The following is a 16,403-nucleotide window of genomic DNA, read 5'->3' as shown; positions in this document are numbered from 1 at the left end:
ACGAAAAAAGACTCCTCATCAAAGAGGAGCCCCTATCTTATACGTGATTTGCTTTTTCGGCTTCTTTTTCAGCCTGTTTTTCGAGGACGATGGCATCAATCTCTTTTTTCAATTCTTCGACCATTGTTGCTTCTGGTACTTTACGAATGATTTCTCCGTGACGGAACAACAATCCTTCGTTGCGAGCGCCGGCGATACCGATATCGGCTTCACGTGCTTCACCAGGACCGTTGACTGCACAACCAAGAACAGCAACTTTGATGTTCGCTTGGATATTTTCGATGTAGTCTTCGATTTCTGCAGCGATCGACATCAAATCGATTTCGATCCGACCACATGTTGGACATGAGATCAATGTCGCCGCGTTGGCTGCGAGACCAAATGATTTCAAGACTTCTTTTGCGACTTTTACTTCTTCGACAGGGTCTGCTGAAAGAGATACACGAACCGTGTTTCCGATTCCGCGTGAGAGGATCGCTCCAAGTCCTGCTGCTGATTTTAATGAACCAGAACGAAGTGGACCCGATTCCGTAATCCCGACGTGAAGTGGATAGTCAAACGATTCAGAAGCAAGTTGATATGCTTCAAGCGCCAACTGAACGTCTGATGCTTTCAATGAAACGATGATGTCATGGAAGTCGAGATCTTCAAGGATCTTGATGTGGTGCAAGGCACTCTCGACCATACCACGTGCTGTTGGATAACCGTATTTTTCGAGAATGTGCTTTTCGAGTGAACCAGCGTTTACCCCAATCCGGATTGGGATGTTTTTCGCTTTTGCTGCTGTCACGACGGCTTCGACTTTTTCGCGGCGACCGATATTACCTGGGTTGATCCGGATTTTATCGACGCCAGCTTCGATCGCCATGAGCGCGAGTTTATAGTTGAAATGGATGTCTACGACAAGCGGAATGTTGATTCGGCTTTTGATTTCTGCAAGTGCGAGCGCATCACGTTCTTCTGGACAAGCGACGCGGACGATTTGGCAACCAGCTTCTTCAAGACGTAGGATTTCAGCGACTGTCGCTTCGACGTCGTGTGTTTTAGTTGTCGTCATACTTTGGATGATGACTTCATTATTTCCACCAATGACAAGGTCCCCTACACGAACGGGACGAGTCTTAGAGCGATGGACCATTTTCGGCATATCGAAAATCTCCTTTTGTGGCATACCGCCATATTGTTTATGTTTACCTTTTCTATCATATCGAACTATTCCCTAAAAATCGAGAAACAAGAACGAAAATCGAACATTTACAATTGTTTAATGAAAGTAAGGCGTCCGTCAATCCGTCGGACACCTGATTTTGATACTCATCGAGATTTACGTGACGCGCGAGGTTTCGGGGAACGGGCGATCCATAATGGCGCCAACGTGTAAACGAAGTGCCCGAGGATAAGTAAAGCGACTCCTATTTGATGATGCCCCAATTGGTAAAGAAGCATGCCAAGGGGGAAGGTCCATAGATTCGTTGCAACTGTGTAAGGGAACGTCTGACGATATGCCCATGGGCGGGGGAGTAACAGACGAACGAATCCTTTCGTCAGATATGCCATCAAGAGCAAATACAGCAAGACGGCAATAGCGATGAAGATGAAGTGAAGAACGAACCAAATCACGATTGGGATATCTTTTTGTAAAAAGAAGGAATCAATAATCGTCGTCCACAGTGAAATCCAAGCTAATCCACAAAAATACAAAGAAACATCTGCTAGGCGAAGGCGTAAAAATGAGCGATTTGGAATTAGCGAAGTGTGTAAGTAATTAATTAGTTGACGTAAAAAAGACAAGAATATCACTCTTTTCATTGTTTTATAACAGAATTTTAAATTTTATTAAATGCTTAAAAATAAAGGTTTTTTTGTAATAGTACAGATTAATAAAACCTTAACAATCGGATGTCGTAAAAACTATTTACAAGTTCATTAGACCTTTACATAATAGGGGAGTCGAAAAAATAAACTTTACAAACACATCAATCCACATCAAATAAAGGAGCTGGCAAGATGAACTATGATTTGCAGGAAATGATTTTCACCTTCATCGGTGGACTTGGGATTTTCCTTTTCGGTATTAAGTATATGGGAGATGGTCTCCAAAAAACAGCGGGAGACCGATTACGTTATATCCTCGATAAGTATACGACGAATCCACTATTAGGTATCTTAGCAGGTATCGTCGTCACGATACTGATTCAGTCGTCCTCCGGTACGACCGTTATCGTCGTTGGACTCGTTAGTGCGGGTCTGATGAATTTACGACAAGCGATCGGTGTCGTCATGGGAGCGAACATCGGTACGACGATCACTGCCTTCATCATTGGCTTCAATGTTAAAGAAGCGGCACTTCCCGCTATCGCTATTGGTGCTTTTTTGATCTTTTTCTTCAATAAAGAACGTGTTCAGTATATCGGACAGATTTTCTTTGGTTTCGGTGCGTTGTTCTACGGTCTCACATTGATGGGGGACGGGATGGCTCCACTTGAATCAAGTGCTTGGTTCCGTGAATTGACTGTCTCGATGTCGGATAATCCATTACTTGGTGTCTTCGTCGGAACGATCTTTACTGTTCTTGTCCAGTCGTCGTCAGCAACGATTGGTATCTTACAGGAGTTGTACGCTGGTGGCATGATCGATATCAAAGCGGCACTACCGGTCTTGTTCGGGGATAACATTGGAACGACGATTACGGCAGTACTTGCAGCACTTGGTGCGTCGATTGCAGCTAAACGGACAGCAGCGGCACACGTCATCTTCAACATTATCGGGACGATTTTGTTCTTGATCGCATTACCAGTGTTCTCTAGCTTCATTGCGTGGATCACAGGTGCGCTTGGTTTAGAACCAAAAATGCAAATCGCCTTTGCACATGGAACGTTCAATGTCGTCAATACGTTGATTCAATGTTGGTTCATCGCGCAAATCGCATGGTTTGTACAAAAAATCGTACCGGGTACGGATACGACGATCGATTCAAAACCGCGTCATCTCGATCAAAACATCTTGAACCAATCTTCGGCACTCGCATTAAATCAAGCAAAGCTCGAAGTATTGCGAATGGGAGAATTCTCGAAAGACGCACTTGCGAAAGCGCACCGTTACACGCAATCGCATGATAAGAAGGATGTATCGGAATCAGAGCAGATTGAATACGCGATCAACCACTTAAATACAGAAGTCACGAGTTATCTTGTCAAAGTAGCCGCACATGATTTATCAGAGCGTGAATCAAATGATCATTCGCTACTGATGCATGCTGTCAATGACTTCGAGCGGATCGGTGATCATGTCGAGAATATTGTTGAATTAATCGACTTCCAGATCGTCAACCGGATTCAGTTCACCACATCTGCGAAGCGAGAGCTTGATGAGATGTATGTCCTGACACAAGAAATCGTCGCTTGTGCGATTCGCGCCGTCGAAGAAGACGATGTCACACGGGCTCGAAAAGTTCTTGAACTTGAAGGGAAACTTGATGCACTCGAACGTTCATTCCGTAAGCATCATGTACTTCGCGTGAATGCTGGTGAATGTACAGGACAAGCGGGAATGATCTTCGTCGACTTACTTTCAAACCTTGAACGAATCGGCGATCACGCTGTGAACATCACGGATCTCGTCCTTGAACAGCGGACAGCATTAATGAACTAAGCGTAGACTTATTTTAAAACAGCTGATTTCGAAAAAAATGAAATCAGCTGTTTATTTTTTTGAAATAGCATATTGACAAGTTTCGTCACATCTCGTAATCTAATAAGAGTAAGAAACATACATCATGGCGGTGTAGCTCAGCTGGCTAGAGCGTACGGTTCATACCCGTGAGGTCGTGGGTTCGACTCCCTCCGCCGCTACTATTACTTAAGGACCCTTAGCTCAGCTGGTTAGAGCTGACGGCTCATAACCGTCCGGTCGCAGGTTCGAGTCCTGCAGGGTCCATTTGGTTGAACGCTTCTCGTTGCAAACGGGAAGCGTTTATTTTTGTTCGCTCGGGGAATAGTAAAGGTATTGTAATAATATTCATACTATAGTAACTAAGGGAGAGCGAAGAGAGATGGAACGTAACCATACGATGATGCAGTTTTTCGAGTGGCATGTAGAGAATGATGGAAAGCACTGGCAACGTTTGAAAGAACGAGCGCCTGAATTACGTGCTGCCGGCATCACGTCCGTGTGGATTCCACCGGCGTCTAAAGGTCAATCAGATGAAGATACAGGATATGGCATCTATGACGTCTATGATTTAGGTGAATTTGATCAAAAAGGAACAGTCCGTACGAAATATGGGACGAAGGATGAACTCGTCGAAGCGATTCAAGTTGCTCGCGAGAATGATATCGCCATCTATGCGGATGTCGTCATGAACCATAAAGCAGCCGCCGATGAACTTGAGACGATCAATGTCGTTGAGGTCCATCCAGAAGATCGTTCGAAAGAAATTTCAGAAGAGTTTGAAATCGAAGCGTGGACGAAGTTTACGTTCCCGGGACGTAACGGAAAATATTCAGATTTCATCTGGACACATGAGTTCTTTAACGGAACAGATTTTGATGCCCGTGAAGAAAAAACGGGTGTCTTCAAGATTTCCGGTAAAAATAAGGACTGGAACGATCAAGTCGATGACGAATTCGGAAACTACGATTATTTGATGTTCGCGAACATCGATTACAACCATCCGGAAGTACGTGAAGAGATGATCCGATGGGGGCATTGGTTCCAAGAGACGATTGATTGCCAAGGGTTCCGACTCGACGCCATCAAACATATTAACTATGAATTCGTTCATGAATTCGCCAAATCGATGATCGACAAGAATGAGGGTGATTTCTATATGGTCGGTGAGTTCTGGAAATCAGATCTTGATGATTGTCGTCATTTCCTTGACAGCGTCGACTATACGATCGATTTATTCGATGTTCCCCTTCATTATAAGTTCCACGAAGCTTCAAAGCAGGGGCAAGATTTTGATATGACGACGTTATTTGCAGATACGCTGGTTGAATCACATCCGACGAACGCCGTCACATTCGTTGACAATCACGATTCACAACCAGGTGAATCACTCGAATCATGGGTGGATGACTGGTTCAAACAACACGCCTACGCTGCCATTTTACTTCGTAAGGATGGTTATCCATGTGTCTTTTATGGTGACTATTATGGTATTCAAGGACCACATCCGGTAGAAGGGAAAAAAGAAATGATCGATGCGTTGTTGTATGCACGTTATCATAAAGCATATGGCGACCAAGAGGACTATCTCGATGATCCACATTGTGTTGGTTGGGTTCGTCGTGGTGTTGAGGAAATTGAGAACTCTGGCTGTGCTGTCTTATTGTCGAATGCTGATATGTGTGAAAAACGCATGTTCGTAGGCGTTGAACGTGCGGGTCAAGAATGGTTCGACTATACAAACCATCAAGATCATCCAGTCGTGATCGACGAAGAAGGATTTGGTGTCTTCCCGGTACCGGGCGGAGGCGTCTCTGTTTTTGCTCCGCGAGAAGTCGAGTAAATCCGAGGGTCTTGACTTGCGTCAACACAGGTACTTTTGCTAGTCTTAAAGGGTATTGAAGTTTTCGAAAATAGCACAAAGGGGGACATGAACATGTCAAAATTTGAATTACCAGAACTCGGCTACGCTTATGATGCGCTTGAGCCACATATCGATGCTCGTACGATGGAGATTCACCACACGAAACACCACAACACGTATGTCACGAACGTGAATACGGCGCTTGAGGGTACAGAACATGAAGGAAAGTCACTTGAAGAACTTCTTCAAAACTTGGATGCTCTCCCAGCAAACATTCAAACTGCAGTCCGTAACAACGGTGGCGGTCACTGGAACCACTCATTCTTCTGGAAATTGCTGAAGAAGAACGATGGCGCAGCTCCGACAGGAGAACTCGCAACAGCAATCGACGAAGCATTCGGATCATTTGATGCATTCAAAGATGCGTTCGCAAAAGCAGCAACAACTCGTTTCGGTTCTGGTTGGGCTTGGTTGATCGTTGACGGTGGGAAATTGGCAGTCGTTTCGACTCCAAACCAAGATACACCAGTCATGGAAGGCAAAACGCCAATCCTTGGTCTTGATGTTTGGGAACATGCATACTATCTCAACTATCAAAACCGTCGTCCGGATTACATCAATGCATTCTTCAACGTCGTTGATTGGGACCACGTAGCGAAGCTTTACGCTGACGCGAAGTAATGGAAAAAAGCGTATCGTTCAATTGTGAACGATACGCTTTTTTTAATGCGGAAAATCATGGGATAGGTTGTTATGGAAAGTTTCCTTCTATATAATGAAACAAGATGACTTTTGAACGATAGGGGAGTACGCCATGGCTAAACGAATCACCGTACGAGGAAGACGGCGTAATCATTTGCCGCTTCGTCTGAATTTAATGTTCTTCGTCGTTTTTTTATTGTTTGCGATTTTGATTTTCCGTCTAGGAGTCGTTCAAATCGTCAATGGTGAAAAAATTTCGCGGGAAGTCCAAAAAACGGAGATGACTGCATCAAAGTATGAAGTACCACGTGGTAAGATTTATGACCGGGATGGTCGTCTACTTGTCGATACAATTTCTAAATACTCCATTGTATATCGTCGCGCACAATCGACGAAAGTAGATGAACGTATTGAAATCGCGCAGCGTCTCGCAGCAATCATTGATCTACCTAAAAAAGACTGGAAAGTCACGGAACGTGACATCAAGGATTTTTGGGTCGCGACGAACACGGAAGAATCGGATCGTCGTTACCAAGCAGCAGTGAAAAAGAAGTATCCTTCGACGGAAGCGCAAAGTAAGCTTTCGATTGCGGAACAAGATCAAATCCGCCTGGATGCGATCACGAAAAAAGATATCGATTATGATGACAAGACAATGGAAGTCATTGCGATCAAACATAACATGGAAGTCGGTTATGCACTTGATCCACAACTCGTCAAGCTCGGTGCGTCTGCAAAAGAGATGGCAATCATCGATGAAAATTTAGAAGATTTGAAAGGTGTATCGGTTGAACCGTTTTACGAACGCTCTTATCCGTATGAAGGAACACTTCGCAATATCTTCGGAAAGTACTCGAAGATTCCGGCAGAACAACAAGCGGAGTTCAAAGCAAAAGGATATAGTTTGAATGATCGTGTCGGGACTTCGTTCCTTGAGCAACAGTACGAAGATCTTCTGCGCGGGAAACCGGCATACGATGTGTACGAAACGTTTAATGGAGAACCGGTCGGTGATCCAAAACGTGAAGAAGGCGAGTCCGGGAAGGACCTCGTTCTAACCGTTGATGCGGAATACAATAAAAAAGTAGATCAAATCATGCAACAAGCGATCAAAATGGGTCGTGGCATGGGTAGTCGTTATTTAAAAGAAGGATATGCCGTCGTCATGAATCCACAAACTGGTGAGATTTTAGCGATGTCAGGTCAAAAGCTTGATCCTTCGACTGGGAAGTTCACGGATGTAGCGATTAATAATGTCTTGACGTCTCTTCAAATCGGTTCAACGATCAAGGGTGCGACAGTTGCGATGGGACTACAGGAAGGTGTCATTCGTCAAAACGAAGTCATCAACGATGCGCCGATCACAATCGGAGGTACAAAAAAAGGATCATATGTTAACATGGGACCGATTACGGATTTAACGGCGCTTGAGCGCTCGTCGAACGTCTATATGTTTAACATTGCGATGCGGATGGCGAAATATCCGAGCAATGGGATTGCTGGTGCGAGCGTGGATGGAGCAGCTGCCATCATGCAGAATTACTATAGTCAGTTCGGTCTTGGGGTGACGACAGGTGTTGATTTGCCTTACGAAGCAAAAGGTGTTCAAGGGACGCCAGACCGTGTCACGTTGTTGATGGACCGAGTCATTGGTCAGTACGATGCCTTTACGCCGCTTCAAGTCGCGCAGTACATTTCAACACTTGCGAACGGTGGTTATCGAGTTCAGCCTCACTTCTTAAAAGAAGTATTGGCGTCGAACTCGATTGAAAAGGGTACGAAAAAAGTCGATTACAGCTTTAAAACGAATTATCTGAACCGGATTGAAGTCAGTCAAGATAATATTGATCATGTCCGGGAAGGGTTGCACCGTGTTGTAAAAGGTGAGCGTGGTACAGCCAAAGTCATCGCACAAACTGGAATCGATGCTGCAGCAAAAACAGGTACTGCACAGGTCAGCGTCTATGGGGATGACGGAATCGCCTTACGTGACGGAAGCGGGCAACCGGTTCGTTCGTTGAACTCGAATCTTGTCGGGTGGGCACCGTATGACAATCCAGAGATGGCTTGGGCCGTGTTCCTTCCTTACATGGAGCAAGAGACTGTTAACTCGAAAATCGGTCATGATCTTGTCAAAGCGTACTTCAACGTTAAGGACGTACCGTGGCAAACTAAACCAAATTAACTAGAAACTAAGCGAGAGTGAGCAATCACTCTCGTTTTTTTTGTTTGTATTGACCTTTTTTTGTAATGGATTTCGAATTGTAAACACTAAAAAACACGCCTTTACAATTCTTTTACGTTGGATTCATTTCGTTTTAATAGTTCATCCGTAGTATAAGTCTTGTAAGGAAAACGGATAAAAAGTCGTAGCATCGTCAGCGACATACTTTCGAGGAGGAAAATTAATCATGTCTTGGATGAAAAAAACAGCACTCATTACAACGGTAGCATCAATCGCAGTAGTGGGGGCAGCATGTGGTAACGATAAAGGCGGTTCTGCTAGTTCATCTGATTTAAAAGGGAAAATCGCAATCGACGGTTCTTCTACAGTCTTCCCGATCATGGAAGCTGTCGGTGAAGAATATTCAACGGAACAACCTGACGTAAATGTCACTGTCGGTGTCTCTGGTACGGGTGGCGGATTCAAACGCTTCGTCGTCGGTGAAACGGATCTCTCGAACGCATCGCGTGAAATTAAAGAAGAAGAAGCAGCTGAAGCTAAGAAAAACAACATCGAATATACAAAACTTTCACTTGCATATGATGGTCTAACTGTTGCAGTCAGCAAAGATAATACATGGGTAAAAGAACTCTCGCTTGATCAACTCGAAAAGATTTGGCTCGACCCAAACGTTAAGACTTGGAAAGATGTTGATTCTTCTTATCCGGCTGAACCACTGAAGTTCTTCAGCCCAGGGAAAGATTCAGGAACATTCGACTTCTTCTCTGAGAAAGTACTTGAGAAGAAAGACATGCGTAAAGACGTTCAACTGTCTGAGGACGATAACGTACTCGTCAAAGGGGTTGAAGGAACGAAAGGTGCGATCGGTTACTTCGGTTATGCCTACTACGCTGAAAATAAAGATAAGTTAAAAGAAGTACCACTTTCAGCTGAAGGAAAAGATGCTGTCGATCCAACACCAGAAACAATCAAAGATCTATCTTACCCGTTGTCACGTGAAATCTACACGTACGTCAACAACAAATCACTGAACGATAAAAAACAGGTGGCAGACTTCGTGAAATTCGCGAACGAAAACGCTGGAGATTTAGCTGAAGAAGTCGGTTATATCAAAATGCCACAAGATCGTTACGATGAAAACACAAAAGCAATCGAAGATGCAATGAAATAATCATCGAGTCATGAGGATGGCCCAACCGGGGAAGTCTGTACCGGTTGGGTCCCGTTCTCATGTCAAGAAGGAGTAGGGAGCGAAGAAGGATGAATTCAACACCCAATAAATCGGTTCGCGAGCTGATTCAACAGAACCGACAGCAAAAATTCAGTGTGAAAAACGTCATGGAACGCATCATGCCGATCGTTTTATTTCTGTGTGCGTTCGTCTCGGTCGTTACGACCATCGGCATCATTCTCACGTTAGTCATTGAAACCGAGCATTTCTTTGAAGTCGTTCCGTTCAAGGAATTTTTCGGCAGTACGAGCTGGTATCCACTGAACTCTCAACCAGAGTATGGGATTTGGCCGCTTGTCGTCGGTACACTTGAGATTACCGTGATTGCGATGCTAGTTGCCGTGCCGATCGGCCTCACGTCTGCGATTTATTTAAGTGAGTATGCGTCAGACCGTGCACGCCGTATCTTAAAACCGATTTTAGAAGTCTTAGCTGGTGTTCCGACGATCGTTTTCGGATTCTTCGCGTTGACGTTCGTCACACCACTACTCGTTAAATTAATTCCAGGCATTCAAATCTACAATGCGCTCAGTCCGGGGATCGTCGTCGGGATCATGATCATTCCAATGATCGCCTCGATTTCTGAGGATGCGATGAGCTCTGTCCCGAAAAAAATTCGTGACGGTGCGCTTGCTCTTGGTTCGACACGTCTTGAAGTCGCATTAAAAGTCGTTGTTCCCGCTGCCTTGTCCGGAATCATTGCTTCAATCGTACTCGGAATGTCTCGGGCAATTGGTGAGACGATGATCGTGACGATCGCTGGTGGTTCGAATCCGACAGCTGCTGTTAATCCACTCGAGCCGGTCCAGACGATGACTGCGTATATCGTTCAGGTCGCTTTAGGCGATGCTGGATTTGGAACAGTTGAATATTACAGTATCTATGCGGTTGGTACGCTCTTGTTCGTCTTTACGTTATTGATGAACTTACTCGCGAACTGGATCACACGCCGCTTCAGAGAGGAGTATTAAGATGGCCTTACCAGAAAAACAACCTGTCACAAAAAAATTCATCGACCCGGTCGCAGTTAAGAAATCCATTAGCCAACGCCTCGTCGTCAACAATGTAACGAAAGTCATTTTCCTCGTCGGTCTGTTTTTCGGTCTCGTCGTCTTAGGTATTCTCCTATTCGGCGTCATCCGTGACGGTGCTTCGTGGTTATCACTTGAATTTCTACAAAACGCACCATCTCGTCGTGCGGAACGTGCCGGAATCTATCCAGCGTTAATGGGATCGATCTTCTTGATGCTCCTGATCATCCCGATGATTTTCATCATTGGTGTTGGAGCAGCAATTTATTTAGAAGAATATGCAAAAAAGAGTCGGATGACATCGTTCATCGAGGTCAATATCTCGAACCTCGCAGGTGTTCCGTCGATCGTCTTCGGATTACTCGGATTAACGTTCTTCGTCCGTAATATGGGCTTTGGTTCGACGTTGATTGCTGGAGCTTTGACACTCGCATTGATGAGTCTTCCGGTCGTCATCGTTTCTTCTCAAGAAGCAATTCGCGCCGTGCCACAAGCGATGCGCCATGCATCACTCGCACTCGGTGCATCGAAATGGCAAACGACGTTCAAAGTCGTTCTTCCGGCATCACTTCCGGGAGTCATTACAGGAATCATCTTAGCTGTATCCCGAGCAATCGGTGAGACAGCACCGTTGATCATGGTCGGAGCTGCCATTTTCATCGCCCGTGCGCCAGAAGGGATTTTCTCAGAGTTCACGGCATTACCGATTCAAATCTACAACTGGACAAGTCGTCCACAAGCGGACTTCCAAGGTCTTGCAGCAGCAGGAATCATCATCTTGATGGTCATTCTCTTGACGATGAACTCGCTTGCGATCTGGATCCGGAACCGATTTTCTAAACGCTATTAATCGAACGAGATAGAAGGGATTTCTTTTAAGGAGGAAGACAGATGATGGATACGAAGCTGAATACGAAATCAGTCGTCACAGAAGGGGCGGAGCGTATGAACCAACCAGTAGTAGCACGCGAGAGCGTCTATAACGTTAAAAATTTAAATTTATGGTACGGTGACGATCACGCGCTTAAAGATGTCAATCTTGATATCAAAAAAAATGAAGTTACGGCAATTATTGGACCGTCAGGATGCGGTAAATCGACATTCATCAAAACATTGAACCGGATGGTCGAACTCGTTCCGATCGTGCGGACGAATGGTGTCATTGAGTATCACGGACGTAATATCTTTGAAAAAGAGTATGGTGTTGAAGAATTACGGACGTCTGTCGGAATGGTCTTTCAGCAACCGAATCCATTCCCAAAATCAATTTACGATAACATCGCATATGGACCACGTGTCCATGGCGTTAAAAACAAAAAAATCCTTGATGAGATCGTGGAACGTAGTTTACGCCGAGCAGCGATTTGGGATGAAGTCAAAGATCGCTTAAATGAAAATGCCTATGGTCTTTCGGGTGGTCAACAACAACGTCTCTGTATCGCGCGTTGCCTCGCGATCGAGCCGGATGTCATTTTGATGGATGAGCCGACATCGGCACTGGACCCGATTTCTACATTAAAAGTAGAAGAACTCGTCCAAGAGTTGAAATCGGACTACTCAATTATCATCGTCACGCACAACATGCAGCAAGCTGCACGTGTATCTGACAAAACAGCATTCTTCTTGAATGGTGAAGTCGTCGAGTTCGATCAAACAGACCGGATCTTTGGAAATCCGACCGACAAACGGACGGAAGATTACATTTCAGGACGATTCGGATAAGAAGGGGAGACGAGACGAATGGCAGCGAACCGTACAATTTTTGGAGAAAACCTTGCAATACTCGATCAAAAAGTCTTTTTACTAGCACGAAAAACGATGCAACAAATCGCAACGACAGCAGAGGCGCTCGAAAAATATGATCAAGATATCGCACGTGGTGTCATTGCGAACGACAATGAACTCGATGATCTTGAACTCGAAATCAACGATGATGCGATCCTCTTAATCGCGAAGCAACAACCAGTTGCGACGGATTTACGACGGATTATCACGGCGATGAAGATTTCATCGGATCTTGAACGGATTGCAGATTATGCGGGGAATATTTCAAAAGCGGTTCTACGTGTCGAAACATTCCCGTATGTCATCGATATCTCGTTGTTGAAGGAAGCGTTCGAGACATTACTGGATATGACGGAAACTGCAATCGTCGCCTATCGTGATGGAGATGTCGAAAAAGCAAAAGCACTGTCTGATCTCGATAACGTCATTGATGAGACGACATATAAGGCACTTCGCCAGTACATGCGTCATATGTCACTTCAGCCGATCGTCGTCGATGAAGTCATGCAATTCACGAATATTTGCCGCTACATCGAGCGGATGGGTGATCATTTGACGAACGTCGGAGAGCATCTGATCTATCTCGAAAAAGGAAAACATTATGATTTAAACGGATGAATCAAGTAGGCAGGAGGAATTTCCTCTGCCTACTTTTTTTGTAAAGGGATTCGAAACACGTTTGTAGAATAGGAAAGAAGTGAATAATGACAGAGAGGTGATTGGGAATGGGAATGCTTGAGCAAATCATTAAAATGAAGGAACAAGGGCTGACAACAAAACAAATCGCAGCTCAATTGGATACGACTGAAGGAAAAATCAAATATGCTTGGACCAAATATCGTAAATCGTTAACAGAACAACCTTCTGTAGCAGCGCCGAAAGTAAAATCAAAAACGGTCAAGCAGACGAAAAAGTCGACTGCACCGGTATTAGACGTCGTACCGTCTGTGCAAGTGGTACCTTCGCTCGAACGCGACGCGTTTGGAATGGCGACACATTACGAGGATGATATCCTCCATGCCATCGTTCAGTCACCGACAGCGTTATACGTCTACTGGGAATTATCTGAACTGTCGAAACAGTTGCTAGAGACGCACTATCACACGACGTTTGATTCGTTTCGTAAAGAATTACGCATCATTGATGTCACGCTTGTTGAATACGAACAAGGACAGGCAAATCGGACGTATCAATTCGAGCTACCGGAAATGACGAATGCTTGGTTCGTTCGACCAGTCGCCCCGAATACTACATACATCATTGAATGGGGCATTCAAACGATCGATGGGGACTTCGTTCCAGTACTGCGGTCAAAACCAGTCGAGACGCCACGCGACGAACCGGTCACGGATGGTCGGTTCGCTGAAGTCGTGCATCATTGGCAATACGGAGAGGTCGAACAGCCGGAATGGGTCGAAGTCTTACGCCCGTATTCCTATTTCGATCGCGTCCGGTAATGGAATTAGAGAGAGGGAAAGGAAGAGAAGCTATGCGAAAAGGATATTTTTCACTCGTCTTACATGCACATTTACCATATATCCGTCATGAAGAGGCGCATCGTCTAGAAGAACGGTGGATGTATGAAGCGATTTCAGAAACCTACATCCCATTATTGTGGGAGGTCGATCGCTTGTCACGTCCGCTCGGCTGGACGGTCAGCATTTCGCCACCCGTCATCGAGATGCTTGCCGATCCATTGATTCAAGAGCGGTATATCGAGCATATCGAGGATACGTTACGTTTGATTCGCCAGGAACTAAAACGAGAGCTTGCTCAAAAGGAACGAGATGCGCTTCTTTTCTATCAAGACCGTTATCAAGACTTATTGAATACGTTCCTTCACTGGGAAAAAGATTTGAACCGCGCATTCCGTCATTACAAGGAGCAAGGTTATCTTGATTTGATTACCTGTACGGCGACGCACGGATTCAGTCCGCACATGTTGTCCGAACAAGCGGCACGTTCTGAAATTCAGACAGGATTGAACTGTTTTGAACGTCATTACGGATTCCGTCCAACTGGTCTTTGGATGCCAGAGTGTGGGTATACGCCAGGACTTGACCGTATTTTGTACGAAGAGGGCATTCGTTATACATTCGTTGACGAACATTCAATCTTAAACGCGGATCCGTCACCGAAACACGGAATCGGAGCACCCGTCTATTCGCCGCACGGTGTGGCACTTTTCCCGCGTGATCAAATCATTTCCGGAAAAATCTGGAGCTCTGTCATCGGATACCCGGGTCATCCGGATTACCGCGAGTTTTATCGTGACCTTGCGTACGATCGAGAGTGGGATCAAATCGCTGAGTTCATGCACCCAGAGGGACTACGTTATGATACAGGGTTGAAATTACATCGCGTAACAGGAGAAACGGATCAAAAAGACTATTACGTCCGTGATTGGGCATGGCAACGGACAAGTGAGCACGCAGCAGACTTCGCACAAGCACTCGGTGAACATTTAGATGCGCATCAAGGACAAAACTTCCCACCATTCCTTGTCACAGCACCATTTGATGCCGAATTGTTCGGTCACTGGTGGTTTGAAGGTCCCGACTTCCTCGGTAAAGCGATGGAACGTTTAGAAGATCAAGGAATTGAGTCGATTTCACCGGCGATCTTCCTCGAACGTCACTTCCAAGACATCGACACGGCACATGTCGCGATGGGAACGTGGGGACGAAAAGGCTACGCGGAAGTCTGGATCAATGAACGGAATGACTGGATGATTCGTCATCTCCATCAACTTGAGAAGAGACTAGCAGGTGTCGTAGCCCGAAATCGTCATCAAGATGCGTTGACTGTCAAAGCAAAGCGTCAACTCATTCGAGAATACCTCCTCGCTGTCTCGAGCGACTGGCCGTTCATCCTCGATGGACAGACGACAGCTCAATATGCTGCGAATCGTTTCCGGGAGCACATCCTACGTTTTGAAGAAACGGAGCGTCGCCTGGATGCTGAGGAGCTGACGGTGGAATGGTTGGATGATCGATATCGCGAATATCCTTTCCTTCAAGATTCAGATATTGAACCGGATGTCTTCTTGACAGCACATGATTACTACGTGGCAGTGAAGCGTGAGAAATCTTGGAATACGGACGCCATCTTGTTGTTCGTCCGACAATATGATGCGTCAGACCGGCCGGCTTCGGAGCTCGCTCGACGACTTGCTGCTGCTGGTGAGAATGTCTATGTCGTCACGGAACATCCAGAAGCGTATCGATTTGAAGAAGGTGTTCATGTTTACGGAGTGCAAGTGACGGGTCTACCGCTCGTTCAGACCTATAACCAACTGGCGGCACTAAATTTAGCATTCTTACGCCAAGCGCAAGCCTTGAGTAAGATCGTTGATTTCGCAGTCATCCACAACTTCAACATGGAGACCGCATCAGCTGCCCAAGCTATCGCGAAGATGAAAGAGTTGCCACTCGTAAGTAACGTCTACGATGTCGAAAGTGAGCGTTCTCCTGATCGTTCAGGTGGTCTGGTCGTTGCCTTAAAACGACTTGAAGGAGATGCGTTGCGCCAATCAGCGGTCGTTTATCTAGAACGAGAAGAGTCACGTCACGGGGTGGAACAAGAGTATCACGTCGAAAAGAAGCCACTGCGTTTTGAAGAGAACCTTGAAAAACCATATCAACACGTGACGAATCCGAAAAAGAACGGATGAACAGTTGCAATTCCTTTCCTTTCTTGGTACGATACTTGAGTATGCTTAACCTTATGTAAAGCAAAATCACTTGATACATCGAGAGCTAGATAGGAGGGAATCCCATGCGCGTTAAAATCACATTAGCTTGCACTGAAACTGGTGACCGTACTTATATCACTAAAAAGAACAAGCGTAACAACCCAGAGCGTCTTGAGTTGAAGAAATACAACCCACGTCTCCGTAAGCACACACTTCACCGTGAAGTGAAATAATTGAGATGG

The 16,403-nt window shown here is 45.4% G+C and carries 14 protein-coding genes and 2 tRNA genes; 14 read left to right on the top strand and 2 right to left on the bottom strand.

Features of this window, described 5'->3' with window-relative positions:
- Positions 1-37: 37 nt before the first annotated feature.
- Both ispG and B3M90_RS01610 read right to left on the bottom strand, forming a co-directional pair.
- A complete protein-coding gene (gene ispG, locus B3M90_RS01615; RefSeq protein WP_035409173.1) occupies positions 38-1,147 on the bottom strand; it encodes a flavodoxin-dependent (E)-4-hydroxy-3-methylbut-2-enyl-diphosphate synthase in 1,110 nt (369 codons plus the stop codon).
- Positions 1,148-1,314: 167 nt separating this feature from the next.
- Positions 1,315-1,620, bottom strand: a complete 306-nt coding sequence (locus B3M90_RS01610; protein WP_290782316.1) for a hypothetical protein — start codon at positions 1,618-1,620, stop codon at positions 1,315-1,317.
- A 387-nt stretch (positions 1,621-2,007) separates the two neighbouring features.
- On the opposite strand from B3M90_RS01610, the gene B3M90_RS01605 reads away from it, so the two are divergent.
- The 14 genes from B3M90_RS01605 to rpmG all read left to right on the top strand — a co-directional run bounded on the left by B3M90_RS01605 (position 2,008) and on the right by rpmG (position 16,394).
- Complete coding sequence (locus B3M90_RS01605; RefSeq protein ID WP_290782314.1) at positions 2,008-3,651, top strand: Na/Pi cotransporter family protein; 1,644 nt, start codon at positions 2,008-2,010, stop codon at positions 3,649-3,651.
- Between the two features lie 126 nt (positions 3,652-3,777).
- Positions 3,778-3,851: transfer RNA gene (locus B3M90_RS01600), tRNA-Met, on the top strand.
- An 11-nt stretch (positions 3,852-3,862) separates the two neighbouring features.
- A tRNA-Ile gene (locus B3M90_RS01595) sits at positions 3,863-3,936 on the top strand.
- A gap of 115 nt (positions 3,937-4,051) precedes the next feature.
- Positions 4,052-5,512, top strand: coding sequence for an alpha-amylase (locus B3M90_RS01590; protein ID WP_290782313.1), 1,461 nt, complete (start codon positions 4,052-4,054; stop codon positions 5,510-5,512).
- Positions 5,513-5,605: 93 nt separating this feature from the next.
- Complete coding sequence (locus B3M90_RS01585) at positions 5,606-6,214, top strand: superoxide dismutase (protein ID WP_035409166.1); 609 nt, start codon at positions 5,606-5,608, stop codon at positions 6,212-6,214.
- 133 nt (positions 6,215-6,347) lie between these two features.
- A complete protein-coding gene (locus tag B3M90_RS01580) occupies positions 6,348-8,420 on the top strand; it encodes a peptidoglycan D,D-transpeptidase FtsI family protein (RefSeq protein ID WP_056060174.1) in 2,073 nt (690 codons plus the stop codon).
- A gap of 226 nt (positions 8,421-8,646) precedes the next feature.
- Entirely contained in the window at positions 8,647-9,591 is a 945-nt protein-coding gene (locus B3M90_RS01575) for a PstS family phosphate ABC transporter substrate-binding protein (RefSeq protein WP_290754778.1), read from the top strand.
- An 89-nt stretch (positions 9,592-9,680) separates the two neighbouring features.
- The gene (pstC, locus tag B3M90_RS01570; RefSeq protein WP_035409160.1) at positions 9,681-10,622 is read left to right on the top strand and encodes a phosphate ABC transporter permease subunit PstC; all 942 of its coding nucleotides are present in this window, start codon (positions 9,681-9,683) and stop codon (positions 10,620-10,622) included.
- Position 10,623: 1 nt separating this feature from the next.
- A complete protein-coding gene (gene pstA / locus B3M90_RS01565) occupies positions 10,624-11,532 on the top strand; it encodes a phosphate ABC transporter permease PstA (RefSeq protein WP_035409158.1) in 909 nt (302 codons plus the stop codon).
- Positions 11,533-11,627: 95 nt separating this feature from the next.
- Entirely contained in the window at positions 11,628-12,404 is a 777-nt protein-coding gene (gene pstB / locus B3M90_RS01560; protein WP_052019099.1) for a phosphate ABC transporter ATP-binding protein PstB, read from the top strand.
- Between the two features lie 18 nt (positions 12,405-12,422).
- Entirely contained in the window at positions 12,423-13,085 is a 663-nt protein-coding gene (phoU, locus tag B3M90_RS01555) for a phosphate signaling complex protein PhoU (RefSeq protein ID WP_035409154.1), read from the top strand.
- A 113-nt stretch (positions 13,086-13,198) separates the two neighbouring features.
- The gene (locus tag B3M90_RS01550) at positions 13,199-13,924 is read left to right on the top strand and encodes a DUF4912 domain-containing protein (protein WP_064300297.1); all 726 of its coding nucleotides are present in this window, start codon (positions 13,199-13,201) and stop codon (positions 13,922-13,924) included.
- Positions 13,925-13,956: 32 nt separating this feature from the next.
- Complete coding sequence (locus tag B3M90_RS01545) at positions 13,957-16,140, top strand: 1,4-alpha-glucan branching protein domain-containing protein (protein ID WP_214854889.1); 2,184 nt, start codon at positions 13,957-13,959, stop codon at positions 16,138-16,140.
- 104 nt (positions 16,141-16,244) lie between these two features.
- Entirely contained in the window at positions 16,245-16,394 is a 150-nt protein-coding gene (gene rpmG / locus B3M90_RS01540) for a 50S ribosomal protein L33 (protein WP_012369771.1), read from the top strand.
- Positions 16,395-16,403 lie beyond the last annotated feature (9 nt).

It is taken from the genome of Exiguobacterium sp. UBA6309, from assembly GCF_002439205.1.
Lineage (GTDB): Bacteria > Bacillota > Bacilli > Exiguobacteriales > Exiguobacteriaceae > Exiguobacterium_A.
Note: the sequence above shows the minus strand (reverse complement) of the source record. Positions and strands in the feature narration are given on the sequence as shown.